Here is a 25,595-nt window from a genome sequence, read left to right as displayed (position 1 = left end):
TGGTGATCTACCGTCGCGGGCTGGCGGGCGAACGGCGGCGGGGACGGCCCCGGCCAGGGCGTGACCGTGCCCTGCCGACCACCGGGCGGATCGGCGGTCGGCAGGGCGGTCAGGGCGCCGGCCCGGGTCAGCTCGCGGCGGCCGGCACCTCCGCCGCGGGGGCGGCCTCGCCGTCCTTGTCCTTCTTCCCGGGCTGCTGCGGCACGCCATGGACGCGCTCCAGCTCGATCTCGTCGGCGTCCGGCACCCGCGGCGCCGGCTTCGTCAGGGCGAAGGCGACGCAGACGGCGGCCAGGAGCAGGTAGCCCAGCGCGACCTGGCCGTTGGCGTTCCACTCGACCTTCTCGCCATGAATCAGGCCGATGAACGAGAGCACGGCGCCGATGGCCGAGAAGATCGCGGCCGAAACGAACCGCTTGTCGATGATGAAGGCGACGATCGAGCCCAGCACCAGGCCGGCCAGGATCGCCCCCTCGCCGAAGATCATCAATCCCTTGTAGATGACTCCCGCCTGGTTGATCTTGTCGTAGCCCACCTGGGTCGCCGAGGTGCCGGCGGCCGACAGCACGTTGTCCATCAGGCCGACCGCCCACGAGGCGATGTTGGGCAGGAGGGCCGCGACCACCGCCGGCGCGTGCGCCCGGGGCGAGACCTGGAAGGCCTGGGCGCCGATGAGCAGGCCGATGTAGAGCAGGATCGGCACGATCGCCGGCAACGGGAGAATCGAGCCGAGGAGACTGAACAGGCTGAAGAAGCACAGGATCGCGATCATCACGCCGGTGGYCAGCGAATAGCCGGTGCGGCCGCCGGCGCCCTTCCAGCCGGGGTGGCCGATGTAGACGGCGGGCGGGAAGGGTGAGCCCAGGCAGGAGCCGATCACGGCACCGAAGCCGTCGGCCAGCAGGACCGCGCGCAGGTTGTAGTTGTCACCGGCCGAGGCGGCGCTCTCCACGTTGGTCATGGCCTCGGTGAAGTTGTAGACGCCGAGGGGGATGGCCGTGGCCAGCAGCGGCGAGAGGTCCTTCAGCCCGGAGAAGAGCATGTCGAACCGGAAGTCGGGCACGGCCAGCGCGATGTCCTTGGCCGCCGAGGTGACGTCCGGGGTGTGCATGAAGCCGCCGATCCAGCCGATCGCGGTGCCCACCAGCAGCGCGACCGCCCCGATCGGCAGGTTCCAGGGCAGCTTGATGTCGGTGAGCAGCCCGACGATGAGCAGGGCGAAGACCGGCAGCGCGATCCAGGCCGCCTCCCACATCTGCCCGACCGGCCGCATCGAGATGAACGCGACCGAGATACCGGCCAGGGTGCCCAGCATGGCCGCCCGGGGCGCGTAACGGCGGATCGTCGGGCCGACGAACGCGCCGAGCATGACGATCACACCGATGATGAAGGCCCACGCCATGCCGGCTTCCCACGCCTTGAACGGGTCCTTCGTCTTCAGGTAGATCGGCAGCATGATGACGAAGGTGACGATGAACATGTGCGGCACGCTGGGGCCGTACGGCATCGCCGTGACGTCCGACCGGTTCTCCTTTATCGCGAGCCGGCGGGCCAGGTAGGTGTAGTACAGGTTTCCGAGGATCAGCGCGATACCGAGGGCGGGCAGAATCGTGCCGAGCACGTCCCCCTTGGGAATCGCGATGACGCCGATGCACAGCCCGGTCAGCACCAGGACGTTGACCAGCACGTTGATGCCGAGCCCGAAGAACGCGTTGAGGTCCCCCCGGACCCACAGTGGCGGACCGGCGGTGGCTGTGCCGCCCGTCCCTGGAAACTTCACCATGACAGACTCCTCAATGACGGTGGGCACAGCCGCGGCGCGGCTGCCCGGGTACCGGCCTGCGGCGCGGGCCGGTCGTGGTCCGCCCGGCATACGGCGGCCGGGTTTCCTGCGATGCCGGCCGGTACTGACCGGCCGGTCCTTTCACCGACCGCCGGTCATGTGACGGCTCGCCGTCGGTCCCTCGGCGGCAGGGCCACGGCCCGTCGGCGGGAAGGCAACAGTCACTGCGCGGCCGACGCCGCCAGGAGGGGCGCGAGCGCGTCGATGAACGCGGCCGACGGCGCGACCCAGCCGAAGATGCCGCCCTGGGCGGCGATCATCTCGAGTGCCACCCGCTGGAACTCCGGGAAGTAGCTGCCGACGCAGTCGGACAGGACCAGGCACTCGTAGCCGCGGTCGTTTGCCTCCCGGACCGTCGTGTGCACGCACACCTCGGTCGTGACACCGGTGACGACGAGGCATCTGATGCCCTTCTCCGCCAGGATGTCGCCGAACGCGGTGGCGTAGAAGGCGCCCTTGCCTGGCTTGTCGATGACAATCTCGCCCTCGATYGGCGCGAGCTCGTCGATGATGTCCTGGCCATACTCGCCGCGAATGAGAATTCGCCCCTTCGGCCCGACGTCGCCGATTTTCAGGGTCGCGTTGCCCCGGTTCAGCTTGGCCTCGGGAAGGTCCGAGAGGTCCGGCTGGTGGCCTTCCCTCGTGTGAATGACGGTCAGGCCGGCGGCGCGGGCCGCGGCGAAGACCGCCGTGAGCGGTTCGATGGTGCTCCGCAGCTGGGAGACGTCGTTGCCGAGGCTTTCACCGAAACCGCCCGGCTCCATGAAGTCGCGCTGCATGTCGATGACGACGAGGGCCGTCGTGGCTGGGTCGAAGGTGAAGTCGTATGGACGGGCCGGGACGGTGAATGGTGCGCTCGTCATGCCAGGGGTCCTGTCGTCGGCGGAGACGGGGACGGTTCGCGGGTTGACCCGGAGAAACTGAACCGGCCGGCGCGCCCGTCGGCGCACCTCGCGGGTCGCCGGGCGGGCCGGGGATCGCGCCGGGGCAGGGGCGAGCCGGCCGGGAAGGCCGGGTTCGGGTCTTCTACGTGCGGTTTGACGGGGATTCGGGGCTGGATACCGCGGGTGCTAGCTGCCTTCGACGACTGTCGGGCCGTCCGGTTTCGGCCCGCGTGTCCCCGTGTAACGCAGTAGTAAATGACGTATACGATTTCGTATCCGGCGCCGTATACAGATCTCCCCGAGGCGGCCTCTCGACGCGGAGTCATCTCGCGGGCATGGCACCGAGCTGGCGGCGTCCCGCGGCCTGCCCTGGCGCGCCACGAACACCGCGGACACCGCCGGCCCCGCCGGCCCCGCCGGCCCCGCCGGCCCCGCCGGCTGCCCAGCCGTGCACGATGGCCAGTCGGTTCGTCACCGACGCCGGGTTCGCCGTCGCGAACCCGGCACGCGGCCGCACGGCGGCCACGGATACCTCACGGAGCTCGGTTTGGAGAAGATCGTGCGAGACCTGCGGGTGCACCAGATCCTCGAGGGCACCGACGAGATCACGCGGGTGACCGCGTCCCGCGCGATGCTGGCGGCGGCCCGATGAGCGCCGCCACTCCCCCCATCCCCGCCACCCGTGCGCCAGCCGACGGCGCGCCGGCGGACGGCGCCGACGACGTGATCCGCCGCGTCGAGGGTGCCGTCGGCCGGCTCACCCTCAACCGGCCGAAGGCCATCAACGCGCTGACCCACGGCATGGTCCTCGCGATGACCGAGGCGCTCGTCGGCTGGGCCACCGACGACTCGATCACCTGCGTGGTCGTCGACGGGGCAGGCGAGCGCGGGCTGTGCGCCGGCGGCGATGTTCGTGCGTTCTACCGCGACGCCCGGTCCGGCGGCACCGGGTCCGTCGACTTCTGGGCCGACGAATACCGGCTGAACGCGCTCATCGCCCGCTACCCGAAGCCCTACGTCGCGCTGATGGACGGCCTGGTGATGGGCGGCGGCGTCGGGATCTCCGCGCACGGCTCGGTCCGCGTCGTCACCGAACGGTCCAGGATCGCCATGCCGGAGACCGGCATCGGGTTCGTGCCCGACGTCGGCGGAACCTGGCTGCTCTCCCGGATGCCCGGCGAGACCGGCACCCACGCCGCGCTCACCGCCGCCACCCTGACCGGCGCCGACGCGATCACCGCGGGACTCGCCGACCTCCTGGTCCCGGCGACGCGGCTACCGGCGCTGGTCGGCGCCCTGGCGGCAGGGACGGAACCGACCGAGGCCGTCACCGCGCTGGCCATCCCCGCCGACATGGGAGACCTCGCTGCCGAGCGCGGCTGGATCGACACCTGCTACGCCGCGGACAGCGTCGAGGAGATCGTGGCGCGCCTGCGCGCGAGCGGCGAACCGGCGGCCGCCACGGCGGCCGACGAGATCGAGGCGAAGTCGCCGACGGCGCTCGCTGTCACCCTCGCCGCGCTGCGCCGGGCAGCGACACTCCCGGACCTGGACGCGGCACTCGTTCAGGAGTTCCGGGTCTCCGTCGCCTGCCTGCGCCACCATGATCTCGCCGAAGGAATCCGCGCCCAGATCATCGACAAGGACCGGAATCCACGCTGGACGCCGAGCACGCTCGCCGACGTCGACGCCGCCCTCGTCGCCCAGTTCTTCGCCGCCCCGGCGCGCGGTGACCTCGACCTCGCTCGGAGCCTCGCCTGGGCCCGACGGCCGATGGTCCGATGACCGATCGCCGCCTTCGTCGAGAAGCGCGGGACAAAGTTCCGCGACGCCTAGACGAGTAGGTCCGAAGTCTGGGCTAGCTGTGGCCGGGTGCGGAGAGGCTTTCCAGGGTCGCGTCGTGACGCGCCCCTGGAAGCCTCCTCCGGATCGACCTGGGTCATGGTTTCTGGGGCTGGCCGTCATCCCCCCATCGGGTGTGGTGCCCAGGGCGACGGCCTTCGCCCCCACAGGCCATGGTCAGATCCCCTGAGGCGCGGCGGGCCTCTCGGTCACGCCGGTTGAGGGGCCGCGTTGGCGGGATGCCCGCCGCCCCGGGCCCTGGATCGACGCGGGCCGGCCCCAGAAGTCCTCGTCGCCGTGCCTCAGAAGTCCTCGTCGAAGGAGATCGAGCCCTCGACGGCGACCTGGTAGGAGGAGACGCGGCGTTCGAAGAAGTTGGACAGCTCCTGCACGTCCTGCAGGTCGAGGAACGAGAACGGGTTGGCCGAGCCGAACATCGGCGCGAACCCGAGCTGGCCGAGGCGGCGGTCGGCGACGTGCTCCAGGTAGCGGCGCATGTCCGGCACGGTCATCCCGGCGATCCCGCCCGCGAGCAGGTCCTCGGCGAAGACGGTCTCCGCGTCGACCGCCTCGGCGAGCATCCGGCGCACGTCGGCCTCGAACCCGGCGTCGACCAGGTCGGGTTCCTCCGCCCGCACCGCGGCCACCACGTCGAGCGCGAACTCCATGTGCATCGACTCGTCGCGGAACACCCAGTTGGTACCGGACGCGAGCCCGTGCAGCAGGCCGCGGGAGCGCAGGAAATAGACGTAGGCGAACGCGCCGTAGAAGAACAGTCCCTCGATGCACGCGGCGAAGCAGATGAGGTTGAGCAGGAACGCCCGCCGGTGCTCGCGCGTGCGCAGCTGGTCCAGGTCACCCAGCGAGTCGATCCAGCGGTAGCAGAACCGTGCCTTCGCGCGGATCGACGGGATGTTCTCGACGGCGGCGAACGCGCGGGTCCGCTCGTCCGGATCGGGCAGGTAGGTGTCGAGCAGCGTCAGGTAGAACTGGACGTGCACGGCCTCCTCGAACAGCTGCCGGGAGAGGTAGAGCCGTGCCTCTGGCGCGTTGACGTGGCGGTAGAGGTTGAGGACCAGGTTGTTGGCGACGATCGTGTCGCCGGTCGCGAAGAACGCGACCAGTCGGTTGACCAGGTGCCGCTCGGCGGGGCTGAGGCGGTGCAGGTCGGCGAGGTCGGAGTGCAGGTCGACCTCCTCCACGGTCCACGTGTTGCGGATCGCCGCCCGGTAGCGGTCGTAGAAGGCCGGGTAGCGCATCGGCCGCAGCGTCAGGTTCATGCCCGGGTCGAGCAGCGTCGGCCGCGTCTCCGGAACCTCGGCGGCGAGCCCGGCCCGGGTGGGCATGGCCGGTGCCGGCACCGACGCCGGCATGACCTGGCCGGGTACCGGATGGACCGACGGGGAGGGTACGGGCCGGGCCGGGGCGGGCGTCGTCACTGGCAGGCCTCGCAGATCTCGGGGTTCTCCAGCGAGCAGGCGACGGCCGCGGCGGCTGAGGCCGCGGCGGCTGAGGCCTTGGCGGCCGAGTCCTCGGCGGCTCCACCGCTCGTGCTGTCCCCCGGGGATTCCTGGGTCGGGATGGTGTACGCGGTGGCGGCCGCCACCGTCGCCTGCTGGATGCGGGTCGCGGGCCGGGAGCGCAGGTAGTACGTCGTCTTGAGGCCGCTCGACCAGGCGTACGAGTACATCGACGACAGCCGGCCGATGTTCGGGTCCGCCATGAACAGGTTCAGCGACTGGCTCTGGTCGACGTACGGCATCCGCGCGATCGCCAGGTCGATCAGGGCCCGCTGCGGCAGCTCCCAGGCGGTCCGGAACAGCGCCCGGATGTCGTCCGGCAGCTCGCCGAGCTCCTGCACCGAGCCCTCGGCGGCCTTGATCCGCTCCCGGACCGGCGCCGTCCACAGGCCGCGGTGCCGCAGCTCCTCGACGAGGTAGTTGTTGATCTGCAGGAACTCGCCGGACAGCGTCTCGCGCTTGAACACGTTGGACACCTGCGGCTCGATGCACTCGTAGCAGCCGGCGATCGACGCGATGGTCGCGGTCGGCGCGATCGCGAGCAGCAGGCAGTTGCGCAGGCCGTGCTCGGCGATCCCGGCCCGCAGCGCCGCCCATCGCTCCGGCTGCGTCGGCGTCACGTCGAAGTGGTCCGGGTGCAGGACCCCGCGCGCGGCCCGGGTCCGCGCGAACGCCGGATGCGGCCCGAACTCGCGGGCGAGCTCGACGGACCGTTCGAACGCGGTGAGCGCGATCTCCTCGGCGAGCCTGGTGGACAGCTCGCGGGCCGCGGCCGAGTCGAACGGCAGCCGCAGCGCGAAGAAGACGTCCTGCAGGCCCATCACGCCGAGCCCGATCGGGCGCCACCGCGGGTTGCTCGCGGCGGCCTCGGCCGTCGGGTAGTAGTTGATGTCGATCACCCGGTCGAGGAACGTGACCGCGGTGCGCACGGTGGCCCGCAGCATCGCCCAGTCGATCCGGGCGGCCGGGTCCGCCACCGGACCCGCCGACGCCGACCGCGCGGTGTCGGCGGCGGTGCCCGCCGACTCGGGCGCCAGCACGTGCCGGGCCAGGTTCACCGAGCCGAGGTTGCACACCGCGGTCTCGCCGTCGCTGGTGACCTCGAGGATCTCGGTGCACAGGTTCGACAGGTGGATGACGTTGCCCGGCTCGGCGGTCTGGTTGCCCGTCCGGTTCGCGGCGTCCTTGAAGGTCATCCAGCCGTTGCCGGTCTGCGCGAGCGTGCGCATCATCCGGGTGTAGAGGTCGCGCGCGGGCAGCTGGCGGACGTGGCGTCCCGCCGCCTCCGCCGCCCGGTAGGCGCGGTCGAACTCGTCGCCCCACAGGTCCGTCAGCTCGGGGACCTCGTCGGGGTCCATCAGCGACCAGGCCTCGTCGGCGTGCACCCGGCGCATGAACTCGTCCGGGATCCAGTGCGCGAGGCTCAGGTTGTGGGTGCGCCGGGCGTCCTCGCCGGTGTTGTCCCGCAGCTCCAGGAACTCCTCGATGTCGGGGTGCCAGGGTTCCAGGTACACGCAGGCGGCGCCCTTGCGCCGGCCGCCCTGGTTGACGGCGGCGACCGAGGCGTCGAGGGTGCGCAGCCACGGCACGATGCCGTTGGAACGGCCGTTGGTGCCGCGGATCAGCGCGCCGCGAGAGCGTACCCGGGAGAAGGCGATCCCGATGCCGCCGGAGAACTTCGACAGCCGGGCGACCTGGCCATACCGCTCGTAGATCGACTCCAGCTCGTCGCGCGGCGAGTCGACCAGGAAGCAGCTCGACATCTGCGGATGCGCGGTGCCCGAGTTGAACAGCGTCGGGGAGCTCGGCAGGTAGGCGAGCGACGCCATCAGCCGGTACAGCTCGGCCGCCTCGGCGACGTCGCGGGACAGCCCGCAGGCGACCCGCAGCAGCCAGCGCTGCGGCGTCTCCACGACGAGCCGGGTACGCGGATGACGCAGCAGGTAACGGTCCTGCACGGTGCGGATGCCGAAGTACTCGAAGGCCCGGTCGGCGTCCGGGTCGACGAGCTCGTCCAGCTCGGCGGCGTGCGCGGCGACGAAAGCGGCGGTCGTGTCGCCGACGAGGCCAAGGCGGTGGCCGTTCGCGACGCCCTCGCTGAACGAGGTGATGCCCTGGCCTGCGACCTCGCCGGCGATGAGCCCGGCGAGCAGGCGGGCGGCGAGCCGTGAGTACTGCGGCTCCTCACCGATCAGGTCCGCGGCGGTCTGCACGGCGAGCCTGTCGAGCTCCTCCGTCGTCACGCCGTCGAAGAGCCCCCCGATCGTGCGGGTCGCCACCCGCAGCGGGTCGACCCGGTCGAGGTCGTCCGCGCGGCGCGCCACCGCGCCCGCGATCCTGGTGACGTCGACGGGTTCGAGCGTGCCGTCGCGGCGGCGGACACGCGTCGCCTGGGTGCCGGTCGAGCCAAAGGACATGTGGTAATGATCTTCTTTCGCGTGTCCGGCGGCCCTCAGGCCAGGGCCTGCTGTCGGGGACGATTCGGTGACGGTCACGTCTCTCCTCGCGCGAGTCCGCTGGTCGGTCTGGCCGGTGGCACGACGGAGGAGGCCACCGGTTCGGGGACGCTCGGGCGCACGGGAACCTGACGGTCCGTCCCCTGACGGCGACGCAGCGCGGCCGACTACCCGCGCGACAACGCCAGGCCACGGGCGTGACCAGCGAGGTGCCCGTGCCCGGACGAGCTCCGGCACGGTGATCCCGGCCCTCCCTCGAGGCCGTCGGACCGGCCGCGCGCGTGTTCGCGCGCGGCACGCTGGCAGGTCTTCGGACTCGCGGGCTCCCGCCGGCACCGGTGGCGCCGACGGACCTACTGGCCGTCGCTTCCCAGGCACGCCATCGCGCCCAGTGCTCCTGACGGCGGTCGTTCCCACATACCGCTGCGGGGCAGTCCCGGACTCCCACCGGGTTCCCTCTTACGACGGCCGCCCTTGGCGGGGCGGCCGAACCAACGAGCCACACCCTACATATGAGAATCACACGACTGCAACTAGCCCACATGTTGTGTCGCGGCTCGCGTCGCGACCGGACACCGGGGGACGATCAACTACCGGATCCGACCACATCGCGACGGCCCGACCCCCTGCCGACGGCACGTGGAGCGCCGTTCTCGCCCGGCCACGCCGGCCGCGCCACGGGTCCGTGACGCCCGCCGTTCCCGACCCGGGTTGACCCGGCGGTGTCCGGCGGCGTCTACTGTGACCACATCTCTGATATATCAACTCACGAAAGGGGTGGACGTGTCCGCCGGACGCGACGACCAGCTCACCCTGGTTGCCTTCATGCAGGCCTCGAACGTGTCGGTGTACTCGGGTTCGTGGCGATACCCGAACTCGGCGCCCGACTTTCTCGACCTGCGCTACTACCAGCGGATCGCGCGGACGCTCGAGGACGGCACGTTCGACCTGATGTTCTTCGACGACCGCCTCGCGATGCCGTCGATCTACGGCGGGTCCCCCGACGACGCCGTCCGCTACGGTGCCCGCCCCGTCAAGATGGACCTGACGGCCGTGCTGGGTGCCGCCGCCGCGGCGACGACGCACCTGGGCCTGGGGGCGACCTACTCGACCACGTACTACCCGCCGTTCCATGTCGCGCGGACCTTCGCGACGCTTGACCACCTCAGCGGCGGCCGGGCGGCCTGGAACGTCGTCACCTCGGTGAACGACGCCGAGGCGCGCAACTTCGGCGTCGAGCAGCACCTCGCCCACGACGAGCGCTACGACCGCGCCGAGGAGTTCATCGAGATCGTCACCCAGCTCTGGGACTCCTGGGAGGACGACGCCCTCGTCCTGGACCGCGCCGCGGGCGTCTTCGCCGACCCGGCCAAGGTCCACGAGATCAACTACGAGGGCAAGTACTTCAACGTGCGCGGCCCGCTCACGGTGCCCCGCCCGCCGCAGGGGCGCCCGCCCATCATCCAGGCCGGCCAGTCCGGCCGAGGCCAGCGCTTCGCCGCCCGGTGGGCCGACCTGATCTTCACCGCCGACCCGAGCCAGGCCGTGGCCCTCGAGCACTACAAGGCCCAGAAGGATCAGATCGGGGCCGAGGGACGCGACCCGGGCGCCGTGCGCATGCTGCCCATGGTCTACGCCGTGGTGGGCGAGACCGAGGCGATCGCGAGGGAGAAGGAGAACATCTTCCTCAACGAGCTCGTGCACCCGTTGGCGTCGCTGACGCTGCTGTCCGAGCTCACGAACCACGACTTCTCCGGCTACTCGCTCGACGACGAGATCACCGACGAGCTCATCAACTCCATCTCCGGTATCCGCGGCCTCGTCCAGGGGGTGAAGCGGCATCTCGGCGGCGGGAAGCTGACCCTGCGCACACTCGCCAGCCATCGGGCCTCCCTGCTGCAGGGTCCGCGGTTCGTCGGCACCGGCGAGCAGATCGCCGACCAGATGCAGGAGTGGTTCGAGTCCCGCGCCTGTGACGGCTTCGTCCTGGCCGCGACGCACTTCCCGGGCGCGTTCGAGGACTTCGTCCGGATGGTCGTGCCCGAGCTGCGCCGCCGCGGCCTGATGCGCTCCAGCTACACCGGCTCGACGCTGCGGGAGAACCTCGGCCTCGCCCGCCCCGTCAGCGGCTTCGCGCAGCCGGGAGCCTGATCAGCGGGGCTGTACCCGGATCCGGACGAGCACAGCAACCGCTCGGCGTTCGGATCCGGGTACAGCCCCTAACGGCCTTCCGCGCCGACGGTTCGACCGGCGCACTCGCGGGCGCGGCGCTAGCTGGCGACGCTGGTGCCGGGCAGCGGGCCGGCGTCGCCAGCGCCAGCGCCAGCGCCAGCGCCGGTATCGGTACCGGCGGCGGGCTGGTCGCCGAACATCCGGGCGACGAGCAGCCGGCCGGCGTTGATCACGTGTTCTTCCGAGACCCGGCGGGCGCGGGCGGCGTTGCGGGCCGAGAGCGCGTCGACGATGTCGTCGTGTTCCCGCAGGGCGCAGCCCACCTGCTCGGGAACCATGTCGAAGAAGGACCACGGGATGATCCGCCCGGTCTGGCGGATCAGCGCGATGAGCCGCACCGAGTCGCTGGCCCGGTTGATCGCCCGGTGGAACAGGAAGTTCGGCATCTTCGGGTCCCCGCCGGCCTCGACGGCCACGCGGACGCCGTCGGCGAGCCGCCGCACCTCGTCGAGAGCCGGCACCGAGATCCGCTCCGCCGCCCAGGCCGCCGCGGAGCCCGCGAGCTGGGCGCTGAGGGCGAAGTTGTCCTCGACGTCGCGCTGGCGCAGGCCGATGACCGTGACCCCGCTGCGGGGGGCGACGTGGACCAGCCCCTCGAACTGCAGCGTCAGGCACGCCTCCCGGACCGGGGTCCGGCTCGTGCCCAGCCAGGAGGCGGTCTCGTCCAGGTCGATGCGCGTCCCCGGGCCGAACCGGCCGCTCATGATCTGGTCGCGCAGCACATCGGCCACGCGGTCCCGGGCGGTCGCCCCCAGCCGCAGCCGGCGAAGGCCCGTTCCGTCGGTGTCTCCCGCCGAAGCCGGGACGTCTGTCGCCACCGCTCGCTCACCCTCGATGACTCCGCCGGTAGGCGGATGTAGGTGGCCCGACGCTGACACGGCAATCAGCGTATATCAGAGAGGGATGTCTCTCGCCGCTCCACGGGGCGGGTCGGTCGGCGCGCCGGCCCCGAAGCCGGCTCCCAGGTCCGTCGACGGACGGACATCGGGGATCTCAGGCGACGTCCCCGATGAGATGGAACCGGCGCCGGAAGTAGACGGCGGGATGATCCTCGCCGACGGAGGTCCGCTCCACCCGGCCCAGCAGGATCGAATGATCACCCGCCGGCTGCACCGCATGGGTGACGCAGCTGAACGTCGCGCTCGCCCGGTCCAGGACAGGTAGGCCGTTCTCGTCCGAACGGAAGCCCGCGTCCGCGAACTTGTCCGCTCCCCTGGTCGCGAAGCGGACGGCGAGGTCCGCGTGCTCGGGATGCACCACGTGCACGACGAACCGCTCGGCCACCGCGAACACCGGATGGCACTCGGCCTTCGCCGCGAGGCAGACGAGCACCAGCGGCGGGTCCATGGAGACCGAGCAGAACGAGCTGGCGGTGAAGCCCCACCAGCGCCCGGTGTGGTCGGCGGTCGTCACGATCGTCACGCCGCTGGGGAACAGGGCCATGGCCTCGCGGAAGAGCCGCGTCGCGTCGTCCGCCATGTCCGTACGGGGAGCCTCTGCCGCACTTGTCACCAGAGCAGCGTGACCGATTGATATATCAGATGTCAAGAGACCGAACCGCCCGCCGACCGCCGCGGCGCCACAGCACGGGCGATCAGCGGGCCCGACGCCAGGCGGAGTCGGAGAGCAGGCGTAGTCCGTTGAGGCCGACGAGGACGGTGGAGCCTTCGTGGCCGGCGACGCCCAGCGGCAGCGGGAGGGTCCCCGCCAGGTCCCAGGCCACGAGGCCGACGATGAAGACCGCCGCGACGACGAGGTTCTGGACTACCAGGTGGCGGGCCTGCCGGGCGAGCGCGAGGACGGCGGGGATGGTGGCGAGCTCGTCGCGGACCACCACGGCGTCGGCCGTCTCGAGGGCGAGGTCGGAGCCGGCGCGGCCCATCGCGACGCTGGTGTGGGCGGCGGCGAGCGCGGGGGCGTCGTTGATGCCGTCGCCCACCATCAGTACCCTCCGGCCGGCGTGCCGCAGTTCGGCGAGGACGGTGACCTTGTCCCGCGGCAGCAGGTCGGCGCGGATGTCGACGATGCCGAGTTCGGCGGCGAGGTGGGCGGCGGCCGCCGGGTTGTCGCCGGTGACAAGGACCGGTGCCGCGCCGGTCACTCTGGTCAGGGCGGCGACGGCGGCGGGCGCGCCGTCGCGCGGCCGGTCGGCCATGCCGAGTACGCCGACCGGCGCGCCGTCCAGCGCGACGACGACCGCGGTGCGGCCTGGCCCTTCCACCTCGTTCGCCGCCGCGACGACGGCCGGATGGCTGGCACGTCCGCCGGGCAGGCGCGCGGGGCTGCCGACCGTCACCGCGTGGCCGTCGACGGTGGCGGTCACGCCGGTGCCGGCGATCGAGACGAAGTCCTCGGCGGACGGCACGCGCAGGCCGCGGGTGCGGGCGGCGCGGGCGATGGCGCGGGCCAGCGGGTGCTCGCTGGGATGCTCCGCCGCCGCCGCGAGGGTCAGCAGGCCGTCCTCGGTCAGGCCGGAGCCCGTCAGCGGGTGGATGTCGGTGACTCGCGGGGTGCCTTCGGTGAGGGTCCCGGTCTTGTCCAGGGCGACCGCGTCCACCTGGCCGAGGCGTTCCATGACGAGCGCGGACTTGACCAGGACGCCGTGACGGCCAGCCGTGGCGATCGCGGCCAGCAGCGGGGGCATGGTGGCCAGCACGACCGCGCAGGGCGAGGCGACGATCATGAAGGTCATGGCGCGCAGCAACGTCGGCCGCAGGACGGCGCCGGCCAGCAGCGGCACGGCGAACAGCGCGACCGTGCCGGCGACCATGGCGAGGCTGTAGCGCTGTTCGATCCTCTCGACGAGCAGCTGGGTCGGCGCCTTGGTCCTCGAGGCCTGTTCGACCATGGCCACGATCCGGGCGAGTACCGAGTCGGCCGGGTCGCGCTCGACCTTCACCCGCAACATGCCGGTGCCGTTCACGGTGCCGGCGAACACCTCGTCGCCGCTCTCCTTGACCACGGGCAGCGACTCGCCGGTGATCGTGGCCTGGTCCACCTCGCTGGCCCCGCCCAGGACCCGGCCGTCGCCGCCGACGCGCTCGCCCGGGCGTACCAGGATGGTGTCGCCGACCGCCAGCTCGCCGGCGGGCACGGTCTGCTCGGTGCCGTCGTCGGCGAGCCGGCTGGCCGTGGCCGGTGCCAGGTCGAGCAGGCCGCGCACGGAGTCCGCGGTCCGGGCGGTGGCGATGGCCTCGAGCGCCCCTGACGTGGCGAAGATGACGATCAGCAGCGCCCCGTCGAGCACCTGTCCGACCGCCGCCGCTCCCAGCGCGGCGACCACCATCAGCAGGTCCACGTCCAGAGTCCTGTTCCGCAGCGCCTGAAGACCCGCCCAGCCCGGGCCCCAGCCGCCGGTGGCGTACACGGCGGCGTAGAGCGGCGCCCATGTCCAGGCCGGGGCGTGCAGCAGGTACGGCGGCAACGCCAGCACGAACAGCGCGAGCGCGGCGGCCGCCCAGCGGCTCTCACGCACGGCGAGGACCCGGGTGCGGCGCCTGGGTACCGGCCGGTCTCCGGCGGCGCGGGCGGTCGGCGCCGAGCGGCCCACTGTGGGCGGCAACAACATCGGGGGTCCTTCGAGTAGGCCGCGCTGGACGACAGGTCCGCCCCACCGTACAGGAATATATGAACAACAGTTCATATGTTCATGGCGGGCGTACCCTGGTCAGGTGGGTCACGGAGCCGCACCGCCAGCAAGCCGCGTCCCGCGCCCCCGTCTGGACGCGGCCAGCGCCGCGAAGGTCGCCACCACGCTCCAGGCGCTCGCGACCCCGTCGCGGCTGTTGATCCTCGCCCGGCTACGCGAAGGGCCGCTTGCCGCGACCGAGCTGGCCTCCGAGGTCGGGATGGAGCAGTCCGCCTGCTCCCATCAGCTCCGCCTGCTGCGGCACCTTGGCCTCGTGGTCGGCACCCGGACCGGCCGCTCCGTCGTCTACGCCCTCTACGACAACCACGTCGCCGAACTCCTCGACCAGGCCCTGTACCACGTCGAGCACCTCGGCCTCGGCCTCCCGGACGCCTCCCCCGAGGCCGGACGCGAGCCGGCGACCGCCCCAGGTGCCTGAGGGAGCCCCGGATGCCTGAGGGACAGGCGTGACCGCATGATCGAGCACACGGTGCGCGTCCACCGCAGCGAGGAGCGGCTGGCCCGGGACGAGCAGCTCGCCTGGAAGATCGCCGCCGTCGCGACCGACCCGGTGGCGGTGACCGCGGAGGTCACCGAGATGGTCATCAACCGGGTGATCGACAACGCCGGCGTGGCGGCGGCGGCGCTGGCCCGCGGGCCGGTCGCGGCGGCCCGGGAGCAGGCGCTACGGCACGCCCCGCCGGCCGGGCGCGCGGGCGCCACGGTGTTCGGCCTGCCGCCCGAGACCCGGGTCTCACCCGAGTGGGCGGCCTGGGCGAACGGCGTCGCGGTGCGTGAGCTCGACTTCCACGACACGTTCCTCGCCGCCGAGTACTCCCATCCCGGCGACAACATCCCGCCGATCCTGGCCGCGGCGCAGCACGTCGGGCTCGGCGGGCGCGAGCTGCTGCGCGGCATCGCGACCGGCTACGAGATCCAGGTGGCGCTGGTCCGCGCGATCAGCCTGCACAAGCACAAGATCGACCACATCGCGCACCTTGGGCCGTCGGCCGCCGCCGGCATCGGCACGCTGCTCGGCCTGCCCACCGAGACCGTCTACCAGGTGGTCGGCCAGGCGTTGCACACCACGACGACGACCCGGCAGTCCCGCAAGGGCGAGATCTCCAGCTGGAAGGCCTACGCGCCCGCGTTCGCCGGCAAGATCGCCATCGAGGCGGTTGACCGGGCGATGCGGGGCCAGGGCGCGCCGTCCCCGATCTACGAGGGCGAGGACGGAGTGATCGCCTGGCTGCTCGACGGCCCGCGGGCGCGATACGTCGTCGGCCTGCCCGGCCCCGGCGAGCCCAAGCTCGGCATCCTGGACACCTACACCAAGGAGCACTCGGCCGAGTACCAGAGCCAGGCGCTCATCGACCTGGCCCGCCGCCTCGGCCCGCGGCTCGGCCCCGACCTGGCGACGGCGCGCTCGGTCGTCATCCACACCAGCCACCACACCCACCACGTGATCGGCTCGGGCGCGAACGACCCGCAGAAGTACGACCCGACAGCGAGCCGCGAGACCCTCGACCACTCGATCCCGTACATCCTCGCCGTCGCGCTGCAGGACTCCGGCTGGCATCACGAGCGCTCCTACGCGCCGCGGCGTGCCGCCAGGCCCGACACGGTCAAGCTGTGGCGGAAGATCACCACGGTCGAGGACCCGGACTGGACCCGCCGCTACCACGCGACCGACGCGGCGGAGAAGGCGTTCGGAGGGCGGGTCGTCGTCACGCTGGCGGACGGTTCGACGGTCGAGGACGAGATCGCCGTCGCCGACGCGCACCCGCTCGGTGCCCGGCCGTTCGGGCGGTCCGAGTACGTGGCGAAGTTCCGCCGGCTGGCCGAGGGCGTCGTGCCGACCGACGAGCAGGACCGGTTCCTCGCCGCCGCCGTGCGGCTGCCGGAGCTGCGGCCGGACGAGCTCGGCGAGCTGACCCTCGTGCCCGACTGGCCGCTGCCCATCGGGTCCGAGGGCGGGCTCTTCTAGTTGGGAGGAGACCAGCGATGCTGCATGCCCGGACACCGGCGGCGGACCGGCGGGTGGCGCTGCGCGAGGCGCTGGCCGCCTCCCGGAGCGGAGACAGCGGGCCGCTGCGCTTCCCGGGCGCCTTCAACCCGCTGTCCGCCCTGCTCATCCAGCGGCTCGGGTTCGACGGTGTGTACGTCTCCGGCGCGGTGCTCTCCGCCGACCTGGGCCTGCCCGACATCGGGCTGACGACCCTGACCGAGGTCGCCGGGCGGTCCGGCGCGATCGCCCGGGTGACCGACCTGCCGGCGATCGTCGACGCGGACACCGGGTTCGGCGAGCCGATGAACGTCGCCCGCGCCATCCAGGTCCTCGAGGACGCGGGCCTCGCCGGCTGCCACCTGGAGGACCAGGTCAACCCGAAGCGGTGCGGCCATCTCGACGGCAAGTCGGTGGTCGAGACCGCCGAGATGGTGCGGCGGGTCCGCGCGGCCGTCGCGGCCCGCCGGGACCCGAACTTCGTCATCTGCGCACGGACCGACGCGCGCGCGGTCGAGGGCCTCGACGCGGCCGCCGACCGGGCGAGGGCCTACGTCGACGCCGGCGCGGACATGATCTTCCCGGAGGCGATGGCGGACCTCGACGAGTTCGCGGCCATCCGCGAGGCCGTGGACGTGCCGCTGCTCGCGAACATGACCGAGTTCGGCAAGAGCGAGCTGTTCACCGCGACGCAGCTCGAGTCGGTCGGCGTGAACCTCGTCATCTACCCGGTGACGCTGCTGCGCCTCGCGATGGGCGCCGTCGAGGACGGCCTGCGCCGGATCAGGGACGAGGGCACCCAGGCGGGGCTGGTGGACCGGATGCAGCACCGGGCGAGGCTCTACGAACTGCTCGACTACGCCGACTACAACGTCTTCGACGACGAGATCTTCAACTTCCGCCTCTCCGACTGATCTCCACGTGAGGTGCGGCACCTGCGCGGCCCATGAGCCTTGCGGCCCGCGACGACGGCCTCTAGGCTCGGCGAGCCGTGGTGCTCGGGAAGCCGGTGTGACGCCGGCGCGGCCCTCGCCACTGTGAATCGGGTGCTTCGACCTGTCCCCGTGAGGGGAGCCACTGGACGCCATCACGTCTGGGAAGGTGTCAGGTCGCGGCGGTTCGAGGCCGRACTTCGGTCCGGTGCGAACGACCCGTCAGCCAGGAGACCGGCCACGGCACCGAGTACCCATCCACGAGGTGTTGGAGAGGCGGTCCGCGTGAGCGTGCCCAGGTTCGTTCGTCGAACGTCGGCGGCGCTCGCCGTGATACTCGCGTGTGTCGGGCTGGCTTCCTGCTCGACGCAGGCGGACGAGTCCTCGCCAGGCGCGAGTGCGGGGACGGCGGCGAAGACACTGACGATCGCGACGAGTTTCGCGGTCGACGACCTTGACCCTGTCGAAAACGGATACTGGGGCAACGAGCTGGGCTACGGCGAGCTGCTCATGAAGCCCCAGAACGCGGGCACCGTCACCCCGTGGCTTTTGAAATCGCTGACGAGCACCTCACCGACCACATGGGTTCTCACGCTCAATCCGGGAATCACCTTCCAGGACGGTAGGCCGCTGGACGCGGCCGCGCTGGTCGCGTGCATGGAATACCAGCTGAAGGAGAACTCGTCCGCCGCCGCGGCCCTGCCCGGCGCGACGGTCACCGCGACGGGCGCCGACCAGGTCACGCTGACGACGAGCGGCCCGGTACCGAATATGCCGTTCATCCTGGGCGACGAGTCGTTCTTCATCATCTATGACCAGGCCGCCTACGCGACGGCGAAGGGCAGCCCGGAGAAACTGATCGCGGCGAAGATGTACACCGGCCCRTACGTCGTCACCGGCAACAGCCCGCAGGTCATGACGATGACCCGCAACCCGAAGTACTGGGACGGCACCCCGGCCCTGGCGTCGGTCACCGTGAAGTTCACCGAGGACGCCAGCGCCCGCATCCTCGCGGTGCAGCACGGTGAGGCCGACCTCGCGCTGTACCCGCCGACCACGTCGGCCAGGACGCTGAAGGGCCGCACCGACTCCTACTACGTCACCGRCACGCCGAAGGGCCCGACGCTCCAGCTGTTCCTCAACGAGCGGACCGCACCCTTCAACGACCTCGCCGTGCGTAAGGCGGTACAGGCCGGCATCGACTACGACCAGCTCGCCAACCAGGTGATGAACGGCCTCTACCAGCCGGCGACGGGCATGTACGTCTCCGCGGCGCCGTACGCGGTCGCCACCCAGAAGACCGACGTCACCGCCGCCAGGAACGCCCTGACCCAGGGCGGATGGACCCAGAACGGGTCCGGCATGTTCACCAGGAACGGCGCACCGCTGAAGTTCACCATCGACACGTACGCCCAGCAGCCCGACACCCAGACCCTGGCCGTGGCGATCCAGGCCCAGCTGCGGGCGATCGGGATCGACGTGGCCATCAACCAGGTCCCCGACATCGACGCCGCGCAGGAGGACCCGACCGGCTGGACAGCCGTACTCGAAGGAAACGGGATGGTCTCCTTCGCCGGCGACCCGATCCCGCCGCTACGCGACTACTTCCAGACCAAGGGCCCGAGCAACACCACTGGTATCAGCGACCCCGCCCTCGACGGGCTGATCGAGCGGGTCTCCACGGCGGTCGACGAGAACCAGCGCGACGACCTGCTGCGCCAGATCCAGCGCCGCATCGCCGACAACGCCTACATCGTCTTCACCGGGCAGCGGCTGCCGGCGGCGGTCGCCGGACCGGCCTGGAAGGGCTTCAGGGTTCCGCCGGCGAACCTGTGGGTCGACGCCACCACCGCGCCCACGAGCTGACCGTGCTGGCCGCTCTCGGCAGGCGGGCGGGGCAGGCGCTGGTCACCCTCTGGGTGACCAGCGCCGCCGTGTGGGCCATGCTGCTGACCGCGCCGGGCGACCCCGCCCGCACCGTGCTCGCGGCCCGCGGCGTGGCCGAGCCGAACCCCGCGCAGATCGCGGCGACACGCGTACAGCTCGGTCTGGACCAGCCGGTGCCGGCGCGGTACTGGCACTGGCTGACCGGCGCGGTCCACGGCGACTTCGGCACCTCCTGGCAGACTGGCAACCCGGTCATGAGCGACATCGGCGCCCGCCTCGGGGCCACCGCGCGCCTGACCCTTGTCGCGATGCTGATCTCGCTCGGGCTGGCGCTGCTGCTCGGCCTGACCGCCGGCGCCGTGCCGGGCGGGTGGCTGGACCGCGCGGTGCGGGCGGTCACCCTGGTCATGGTCGTCACCCCGGGGTTCCTGATCGGGCTGTTCGTGCTCAACGTGCTGGTCGTGCGCCTCGACCTCGGGGTGGTGATCGCCGACGGGTCCTGGTCCACGGTCGGCTGGCCGGCGCTCACGCTGGCGCTCGGGTCGGCCGGGTACTGGGCGCGGGTGCTGCGGGCCAGCCTGCTGGAGGCCCGCTCCGCCTCGTACCTGCGGGTGAGCGCCGCCCGCGGCGCCTCGGCGTGGCGGCGGCTGTGGGTGCACGTGCTGCCCAACGCGGCGGGACCGTTCCTGACCGTCGCCGGACTGGGCGCGGCCGGGCTGCTCGGCGGGGCGCCGATCGCCGAGACCGTCTACAGCTGGCCCGGCGTCGGGAAGTACGCCGTCCAGGCCATCGACGCCCGGGACCTGCCCGTCGTGGTCGCCTACACCATGATCGCGGTCGTCACCTACGTCGTGGCCAGCCTGGTGGTCGACCTGATCGTCGCCAGCATCGACCCTCGGCTGCGCCCCGCGCGGGCGCGGCGCCGCCCCGCCGACACCGCCGACACGGTCGACACGGTCGACACGGCAGCATGAGCATCCTGTCACCGGGGCGGCGCCTGCCTACCGACATCGATGCCGGTACCGCTCTCGCCGTGGCGGGGCTTGGGCGCCGACTGATGGCGCACCACGGGTTCCGCGCCGGAGCCGCCCTTGCCTCGCTGATCCTGCTGGTCACGGTCGTCGGGCCGCTGTTCGCCCGCGACCCGAACGCGACCGACTACGCCCACCAGCTCCTCTCGCCGCGATCCGGCCACTGGCTCGGAACGGACGCGGCGGGGCGTGACGAGTTCGCCCGCACGGTCGCCGGGATCCGCACCTCGCTCGGCGCCGCGCTGCTGGTGTTCCTCATCAGCACCGGCCTCGGCCTCGTCGCCGGGACCGTCGCGGGCCTGCGCGGCGGTGTGGTGGATCTCGTCCTGAGCCGGATCATCGACCTGCTGCTCGGACTGCCCTCCCTCGTGCTGGCCCTCGCCGTCGTCGGGGTGCTCGGGCCCGGGTTCGGCCATCTCGTGCTCGCGATGGCGGTCACCGGCTGGGCCGGGCTGGCCAAGCTCGCCCGTGCGTACACCGTCGGGGCCCGCACACGCCCGGACGTGATCGCCGCCCGCATGGCCGGCATCCCGATGTACCGCGTCGCGGCCGGGCACGTGCTGCCTGGCGTGCTCTCCCAGGTCCTGATCGCCGCGACCCTGCTGCTCGGCGACACCATCCTCGGCCTGGCCGGGCTGTCCTTCCTCGGGTTGGGCGTCCAACCCCCCACCGCCGAATGGGGCGCCATGCTCAACGACTCCCRCATGGATCTCACCATCGCGCCCTGGCTGCTCGTCGGCCCCGGCCTCGGCGTCATCGCCGCCGTCACCGCCGCCACGCTGATCAGCGACGCGCTGCGCGACTGCACCGACCCCRCCCGCGTCTCATGACGTCTCCCGACTCTCCCACCTCCCTCGACGCGCCGACCGCGACGCCGACCGAGACGCCGACCGAGACGCCGACCGGGACCGCGGAGATCACGCTGCGGATCCGGGACCTGCGCCTCACCTACGGCAACGGCCATCGCGCGCTCACCGGCGTGGACCTCGACCTGCGAGCCGGCGAGTGCCTGGCGCTCGTCGGCGAGTCCGGCTGCGGCAAGACCAGCCTGGCGCGCGCCGTCCTCGGGCAGCTGCCCGCCCATACCACGGTGACCGGATCGATCGAACTGTGCGGCGAGCAGATCCTGGGTCTGCCCCGACGGGCGATGCGGCGACATCTCGGTGACCGGATCGGTTACGTCGCCCAGGACCCCTACGCCGCCTGCGACCCCCTGCGCACCATCGCCCACCACGTCACCGAGGCCTGGACCGCGAAGGGCCGACGCCCGCCCGACGGCGCCGTCGTCGGACGGCTGGACGCCCTCGACATCCGCGACGCCGGGTCGCGGCTGCGGGACCGGCCGCACCAGTGGTCGGGCGGCATGCTGCAGCGGGTCACCATCGCGGCCGCCACCGCCCACTCCCCCGCCCTGACGATCGCCGACGAGCCGACGAGCGCCCTGGACGCCGACCTCGCCGACGGCGTCCTCGCCACCCTGCGCGCCGCGAGCCCCACCCTGCTGCTGATCAGCCACGACCTGCGACTGGTCGCCGGTCACAGCGACCGCGTCGCGGTCATCGCCGACGGCCGCGTCGTCGAGACCGGCCCCACCGGCCAGGTGCTCGAACACCCCGACCACCCCTGCACGCGCGGCCTGCTCGCCGCCTCCACCGCCGTCCGCCTCCCCGCTGCGTCCTGCGCGCCCTCCGTCGAGAAGGGCCCGCCCGCCACCGAGGTCGAGAAGGGCCGGCCCGCCACCGAGGAGGGGCAGCGGCCCGCCGCTCGACCGGTGCTGGCCGCGGCGAACCTCACCCGCTCCTACGGCGACGGCTCGCGGACGGTGCGCGCGGTCGAGGACGTCTCGATCACCATCGGCGCCGGCGAGCTCGTCGGCCTGTTCGGGCCGTCCGGCTCGGGCAAGTCCACCCTGCTGCGGCTGCTCTCCGGGACCGAGGCGCCCGACTCCGGCACCCGCCACTACACCGAGGCCGAGCTGCCGGGCCCGCCGCCGGGCTACGTGATGCCGATCTTCCAGGACCCGGTCGCGTCGCTGGACCGGCGCTGGCCCCTGTGGCGGACGATCACCGAGCCGCTCACCCGGCGACGACGGTGGTCGCGGGCCGAACGCGTCGGACTGGCCCGTCAGGCACTCGCCCAGGTACGCCTCGCCGACCTCGATCCGACCCTGCTGCCCGGCCAGCTGTCCGCCGGGCAGTGCCAGCGCGTCGCCATCGCCCGCGCGCTCATCGCCCGGCCCGCGCTGATCGTGGCCGACGAACCCACCGCCAGCCTCGACGTCACCACCGCCGCCGGGATCGTCACCCTGCTCCGCGGCGTCGCCGAGCAGGGAACCGCGCTGCTGGTCGTCAGCCACGACCTGCCGCTGCTCACCGCCCTCGTCCACCGCACGGTGCGACTCGAGCGCGGGCGGATAGTCGACGTCATGACGACCGGCGTCCCATCATGAGCGGCGCGGGCATGCCGCCGCCCACCCCCGACGAGCTGACCAGGCAGGTGCTGGCCCAGCTGCCAGGTCAGCTCGGTGACGTCCTGCGCCCGGCCCCGTCGGACAACCAGCTGGTCGCCACCCGGGTCACCGACCACGACTGGCTGGCGGAACAGATCAGGCTCCGCGCCGGGATCTGGAACATCGACGACCAGCACGTCCTGGCGACACTGTGGTGGTACTCGGCCAGCGCGGTCCTGCTCAACCCGTCCCTGGCCAGCCTCGCCCTCACCGGCCACAGCCTCAGCCCCCGCCTGGAAGACCTCGTCCTGCACCACACGCCCTCAAGCCGGTTCCGCGGCTCCCACTCCACCGCCGTCCTCGACGGTGGCATCGACCACCTGGCCGCCGAGCTGAGAGCCAGCCTCGCCACGGCGATCGGCGCCGTCGCCGCGTTCACCAAGGGCCGCCCGGCGCCACTCTGGGCGATCGCCACCGACGCGATCGCGGGCCGGCTGCTCTGGGCCGGGCAGGCGACCGGGCGCGTCGAGCACGCCACCGCGCTGGCGGCCGGCCTCGTCGCCCGGATCGGTCCGCCCCTGCCGCGCCCTCGCTACGCCGACGTGGAGGTGGGCCACAACAGGAGCCACAGACTCGTTCACCGCGCCTCCTGCTGCCTGCTCTACCGCGTCCCCTCCGAGACCATGTGCACCGACTGCCCTCGACGCGCCGCCGTCGACCGCGCCCTGGGTCTCAGCACGGCGGCGCCCCCGCTTCGTCACGGCGAACGCGGGCCGTAGTACTCGGCCCACGGCCATCCGTGGTCATGGCGTCCTCGGCCGGACGCCAGCGAGCCCGGCGGGCCGCGCAGTCGCGGCCCGCCGGGCTCGGTCCAGGTGGGTACGCGCCGTCAGGATGCCGGCGAAGGCGTGACGACCGCCGCTGGGCGGCTGGCCGACGCGGGAGCCTTCGCCCTGGCCGTGACGCGCTCGGCGAGCGCGCCGAAGGCGAGACCGATCGTCGCCCACATGATCATCTGGGCGATGAGGGAGTACAGCCGGAACTTGAACAGGACGTCGGCCGGGAAGCCCGGGTACACGATCTTCCCGTCCGGGTCGAGCAGCGGCTGCGGGGTCTCGGCGGCGTGCCTGCCGTACTGGGACTCGTTGAGCGGGAAGTGCCCCAGGGCTGGCAGCAGCGCCATCGCGACGGAGATGACGACGACGAAGCCGAGCGCCGCGAGCAGGCTGCCGTACCAGGTGCCGAAGCGCCTGGCGAGGTGGTAGCCGGCCACCACGGCGAGGATGAGCGCGACGACGGAGATCCCGACCATGGCCAGGTAGACCGCGCTCCGGTCGCCGATCGTCTCGCCGTGCCCGACCGCGGGTGGGTTCGCCGGGTACTTCACGAACGGGACGGCGTAGAAGCCCAGGAAGCAGGCGGCGGCGAGCAGGGCCGCGAGCACCCGTGGCCGGATACCGGGAAAGCGCCGGGACACGACAAGGTAGGCGACGACGAACAGGCCGGCCATCGCCAGGCCGAACAGGACCATGCCGGTGGCGATACCGAGGTTGCGCTGCAGCCCCCGGCTGAAGATCTCCGCTTCTTCGCCACCGACCGTCAGGCCCGCGGCCCTGTCGAGCTCGTTCTGGGCGGCGTCGCGGCCCGCTTCGTAGTCGATCGCGTTCTGGATGAACGGTTCGGCGAAGATCCGGGCGAAGACGAATGCCAGCAGGCCGCCGAGAGCGCCGACGCCGAGGGCACGGAAAACGAAACGCGATTCCATGACGACTCCGGCTTCTCAGTGGCAGGGGAAGCCGAGGAAGTGCCGCGCGTCATGGACGAACTCATGGATGTGGCTGTCCTGGCCGAACAGCGACGTCGCACCCTGGTCGATACCGATGAAGTAGTACAGCAGGAGCGAAAGAACGAGGACTCCGCCGAGCCACAGCGCCCGCGCGCTGACAGGTGAGGAGATCGATTGGTCCTGCGCGTCGACAACAGGCGCACTGGTACTCACGGCAGCCCCCTTCGGGATCACGCGTCCCTGAACATTCGGACTGGACCCGCGGGTGGGTCTGACTCTCAAACGTCCGCCCGGACGGGCGGACAGTTTGATCACAGTGGCGCGACCGCGCCGGATTCACACCGGCTTCCACCCACAGATCGTGTTCGCAGTGTGCGGGGCATGCCAGACCCTGTCAATGCCCTATCAACCAGGTCACACGACCGATACCGGCCTCGTCCAGGGAGGGCCAACGCTGAGACCCTCCGACGGACGGACAGGCAGGCGGAACGACGACGGTCCCGCCACACCACGCCACACCAGGCCCCAGCCATTTCAAGGGCAAGGACGCGATCATGACGGCGGTCGCCGTCGAAGGCTTCGCCGAGATGGCCGAGGCCCTGCGCGCGGCCTCGCACCAGCGCGCCGGACGCCGACCACGCCCTAGTGCGCTGACCGCGAACGTGTGCCGGGGTGGGTCAGGCGGCGTGTGGTCGTGGTCGTCCCCATCGTTGTTGGCGTTCGGAGCGGACGCGGGCGCGTTCGCGGCGTTGGGCGGCCAGGACGGAGGGGTCGCGGGYGTGGGTGTTGCGCCAGCGTAGGTATGCCTGTAGGTGGCGGGCCAGCGCGGGGTGGTTGGGGTGGTTGGAGTTGTTCATGACGAAGGACCGGACCGGGCCGAACTGGGCCTCGATCGGGTTGGCCCAGGAGGCGTAGGTCGGGGTCAGGCACAGGTGCACGTCGTTGCGCGCCGCCCAGCGCAGGATCTTCGGGGTGGTGTTGACCGACAGGTTGTCGCAGATGACGTAGACCGGGGCGTTGTCGGGGCGGGCCGCTCGGATCGACTGGAAGGCGGCCAGGGTGTTCTCGGCGCTTTTGTGGGTGCGGACCACGCCCCAGAG

General features: G+C 72.0%; 21 protein-coding genes and 2 riboswitches. Of the genes, 11 read left to right on the top strand and 10 right to left on the bottom strand.

The features are described 5' to 3' along the window. Positions 1-127 precede the first annotated feature (127 nt). Both BL253_RS21920 and BL253_RS21915 read right to left on the bottom strand, forming a co-directional pair. Positions 128-1,783: a regulator gene (locus BL253_RS21920; RefSeq protein WP_076819009.1), complete on the bottom strand. Its 1,656-nt coding sequence runs from the start codon at positions 1,781-1,783 to the stop codon at positions 128-130. Between the two features lie 221 nt (positions 1,784-2,004). Continuing rightward, on the bottom strand, positions 2,005-2,706 hold the full coding sequence (locus BL253_RS21915) for a cysteine hydrolase family protein (RefSeq protein ID WP_076819008.1): 702 nt from the start codon (positions 2,704-2,706) through the stop codon (positions 2,005-2,007). 568 nt (positions 2,707-3,274) lie between these two features. Here BL253_RS21915 and BL253_RS45160 point away from each other — a divergent pair. Together BL253_RS45160 and BL253_RS21905 are read left to right on the top strand one after the other, a co-directional pair. Beyond that, positions 3,275-3,379 carry a hypothetical protein gene (locus BL253_RS45160; protein ID WP_338013733.1) on the top strand — a complete coding sequence of 35 codons (105 nt, stop codon included), beginning with the start codon at positions 3,275-3,277 and terminating at the stop codon, positions 3,377-3,379. Next, complete coding sequence (locus BL253_RS21905; protein ID WP_076819006.1) at positions 3,376-4,512, top strand: enoyl-CoA hydratase/isomerase family protein; 1,137 nt, start codon at positions 3,376-3,378, stop codon at positions 4,510-4,512. The genes BL253_RS45160 and BL253_RS21905 overlap by 4 nt, the downstream gene beginning before the upstream one ends. 359 nt (positions 4,513-4,871) lie before the next feature. Here the strand turns inward: BL253_RS21905 and BL253_RS21900 are convergent, their stop codons facing one another. Then, positions 4,872-6,008 (bottom strand): ribonucleotide-diphosphate reductase subunit beta, encoded by a 1,137-nt coding sequence (locus tag BL253_RS21900; protein WP_241835001.1) that lies wholly within the window; start codon positions 6,006-6,008, stop codon positions 4,872-4,874. Beyond that, a complete protein-coding gene (locus tag BL253_RS21895) occupies positions 6,005-8,506 on the bottom strand; it encodes a ribonucleoside-diphosphate reductase subunit alpha (protein ID WP_076819005.1) in 2,502 nt (833 codons plus the stop codon). The genes BL253_RS21900 and BL253_RS21895 overlap by 4 nt, the downstream gene beginning before the upstream one ends. Before the next feature lie 323 nt (positions 8,507-8,829). Further along, positions 8,830-9,056, bottom strand: a riboswitch (cobalamin riboswitch). Between the two features lie 272 nt (positions 9,057-9,328). Between BL253_RS21895 and BL253_RS21890 the strand changes: the two genes are divergently transcribed. Further along, a complete protein-coding gene (locus BL253_RS21890; RefSeq protein WP_198946352.1) occupies positions 9,329-10,696 on the top strand; it encodes an LLM class flavin-dependent oxidoreductase in 1,368 nt (455 codons plus the stop codon). Positions 10,697-10,815: 119 nt separating this feature from the next. Here BL253_RS21890 and BL253_RS21885 read toward each other — a convergent pair whose 3' ends face one another. The 3 genes from BL253_RS21885 to BL253_RS21875 all read right to left on the bottom strand — a co-directional run bounded on the left by BL253_RS21885 (position 10,816) and on the right by BL253_RS21875 (position 14,345). After that, positions 10,816-11,595 (bottom strand): GntR family transcriptional regulator, encoded by a 780-nt coding sequence (locus tag BL253_RS21885; RefSeq protein ID WP_076819004.1) that lies wholly within the window; start codon positions 11,593-11,595, stop codon positions 10,816-10,818. 175 nt (positions 11,596-11,770) lie between these two features. Next, positions 11,771-12,256 (bottom strand): flavin reductase family protein, encoded by a 486-nt coding sequence (locus tag BL253_RS21880; RefSeq protein WP_076819003.1) that lies wholly within the window; start codon positions 12,254-12,256, stop codon positions 11,771-11,773. A gap of 115 nt (positions 12,257-12,371) precedes the next feature. Further along, entirely contained in the window at positions 12,372-14,345 is a 1,974-nt protein-coding gene (locus tag BL253_RS21875; RefSeq protein WP_076819002.1) for a heavy metal translocating P-type ATPase, read from the bottom strand. Positions 14,346-14,448: 103 nt separating this feature from the next. Here BL253_RS21875 and BL253_RS21870 point away from each other — a divergent pair, with 103 nt between their 5' ends. From BL253_RS21870 to BL253_RS21835, 8 genes are all read left to right on the top strand, one after another. After that, complete coding sequence (locus BL253_RS21870) at positions 14,449-14,844, top strand: ArsR/SmtB family transcription factor (protein WP_076819001.1); 396 nt, start codon at positions 14,449-14,451, stop codon at positions 14,842-14,844. Between the two features lie 36 nt (positions 14,845-14,880). Beyond that, positions 14,881-16,392 carry an MmgE/PrpD family protein gene (locus BL253_RS21865; RefSeq protein WP_076819000.1) on the top strand — a complete coding sequence of 504 codons (1,512 nt, stop codon included), beginning with the start codon at positions 14,881-14,883 and terminating at the stop codon, positions 16,390-16,392. A gap of 17 nt (positions 16,393-16,409) precedes the next feature. Then, entirely contained in the window at positions 16,410-17,324 is a 915-nt protein-coding gene (prpB, locus tag BL253_RS21860) for a methylisocitrate lyase (protein WP_076818999.1), read from the top strand. A gap of 61 nt (positions 17,325-17,385) precedes the next feature. Continuing rightward, a riboswitch (cobalamin riboswitch) is annotated at positions 17,386-17,599 on the top strand. Positions 17,600-17,627: 28 nt separating this feature from the next. Then, positions 17,628-19,208: an ABC transporter substrate-binding protein gene (locus BL253_RS21855; protein WP_131831540.1), complete on the top strand. Its 1,581-nt coding sequence runs from the start codon at positions 17,628-17,630 to the stop codon at positions 19,206-19,208. Between the two features lie 2 nt (positions 19,209-19,210). Then, positions 19,211-20,203: an ABC transporter permease gene (locus tag BL253_RS21850; protein WP_076819081.1), complete on the top strand. Its 993-nt coding sequence runs from the start codon at positions 19,211-19,213 to the stop codon at positions 20,201-20,203. Then, positions 20,200-21,090 carry an ABC transporter permease gene (locus tag BL253_RS21845; protein WP_198946350.1) on the top strand — a complete coding sequence of 297 codons (891 nt, stop codon included), beginning with the start codon at positions 20,200-20,202 and terminating at the stop codon, positions 21,088-21,090. The genes BL253_RS21850 and BL253_RS21845 overlap by 4 nt, the downstream gene beginning before the upstream one ends. After that, positions 21,087-22,709, top strand: coding sequence for an ABC transporter ATP-binding protein (locus tag BL253_RS21840; protein WP_081438551.1), 1,623 nt, complete (start codon positions 21,087-21,089; stop codon positions 22,707-22,709). Before BL253_RS21845 ends, BL253_RS21840 begins: the two co-directional genes overlap by 4 nt. Beyond that, a complete protein-coding gene (locus BL253_RS21835) occupies positions 22,706-23,488 on the top strand; it encodes a (2Fe-2S)-binding protein (RefSeq protein WP_081438550.1) in 783 nt (260 codons plus the stop codon). The genes BL253_RS21840 and BL253_RS21835 overlap by 4 nt, the downstream gene beginning before the upstream one ends. Positions 23,489-23,598: 110 nt before the next feature. Here BL253_RS21835 and BL253_RS21830 read toward each other — a convergent pair whose 3' ends face one another. From BL253_RS21830 to BL253_RS21820, 3 genes are all read right to left on the bottom strand, one after another. Then, positions 23,599-24,474: a CbtA family protein gene (locus BL253_RS21830; protein ID WP_076818997.1), complete on the bottom strand. Its 876-nt coding sequence runs from the start codon at positions 24,472-24,474 to the stop codon at positions 23,599-23,601. Between the two features lie 15 nt (positions 24,475-24,489). Then, positions 24,490-24,708 carry a CbtB domain-containing protein gene (locus BL253_RS21825; protein ID WP_081438567.1) on the bottom strand — a complete coding sequence of 73 codons (219 nt, stop codon included), beginning with the start codon at positions 24,706-24,708 and terminating at the stop codon, positions 24,490-24,492. 464 nt (positions 24,709-25,172) lie between these two features. Then, on the bottom strand, positions 25,173-25,595 hold a 423-nt coding region (locus BL253_RS21820), incomplete at its 5' end, for a transposase (RefSeq protein WP_198946349.1).

The organism is Pseudofrankia asymbiotica (assembly GCF_001983105.1).
Classification (GTDB): domain Bacteria; phylum Actinomycetota; class Actinomycetes; order Frankiales; family Frankiaceae; genus Pseudofrankia; species Pseudofrankia asymbiotica.
This window is presented reverse-complemented; position numbering and strand designations above follow the sequence as displayed.

Excerpts from the sequence above, each read along its gene's own strand:
- BL253_RS21840 (WP_081438551.1), top strand. The coding sequence starts at position 21,087 with ATGACGTCTCCCGACTCTCCCACCTCCCTCGACGCGCCGACCGCGACG.
- BL253_RS21880 (WP_076819003.1), bottom strand. The coding sequence starts at position 12,256 with ATGGCGGACGACGCGACGCGGCTCTTCCGCGAGGCCATGGCCCTGTTC.
- BL253_RS21865 (WP_076819000.1), top strand. The coding sequence starts at position 14,881 with ATGATCGAGCACACGGTGCGCGTCCACCGCAGCGAGGAGCGGCTGGCC.
- BL253_RS21830 (WP_076818997.1), bottom strand. The coding sequence starts at position 24,474 with ATGGAATCGCGTTTCGTTTTCCGTGCCCTCGGCGTCGGCGCTCTCGGC.
- prpB (WP_076818999.1), top strand. The coding sequence starts at position 16,410 with ATGCTGCATGCCCGGACACCGGCGGCGGACCGGCGGGTGGCGCTGCGC.
- BL253_RS21835 (WP_081438550.1), top strand. The coding sequence starts at position 22,706 with ATGAGCGGCGCGGGCATGCCGCCGCCCACCCCCGACGAGCTGACCAGG.
- BL253_RS21875 (WP_076819002.1), bottom strand. The coding sequence starts at position 14,345 with ATGTTGTTGCCGCCCACAGTGGGCCGCTCGGCGCCGACCGCCCGCGCC.
- BL253_RS21895 (WP_076819005.1), bottom strand. The coding sequence starts at position 8,506 with ATGTCCTTTGGCTCGACCGGCACCCAGGCGACGCGTGTCCGCCGCCGC.
- BL253_RS21905 (WP_076819006.1), top strand. The coding sequence starts at position 3,376 with ATGAGCGCCGCCACTCCCCCCATCCCCGCCACCCGTGCGCCAGCCGAC.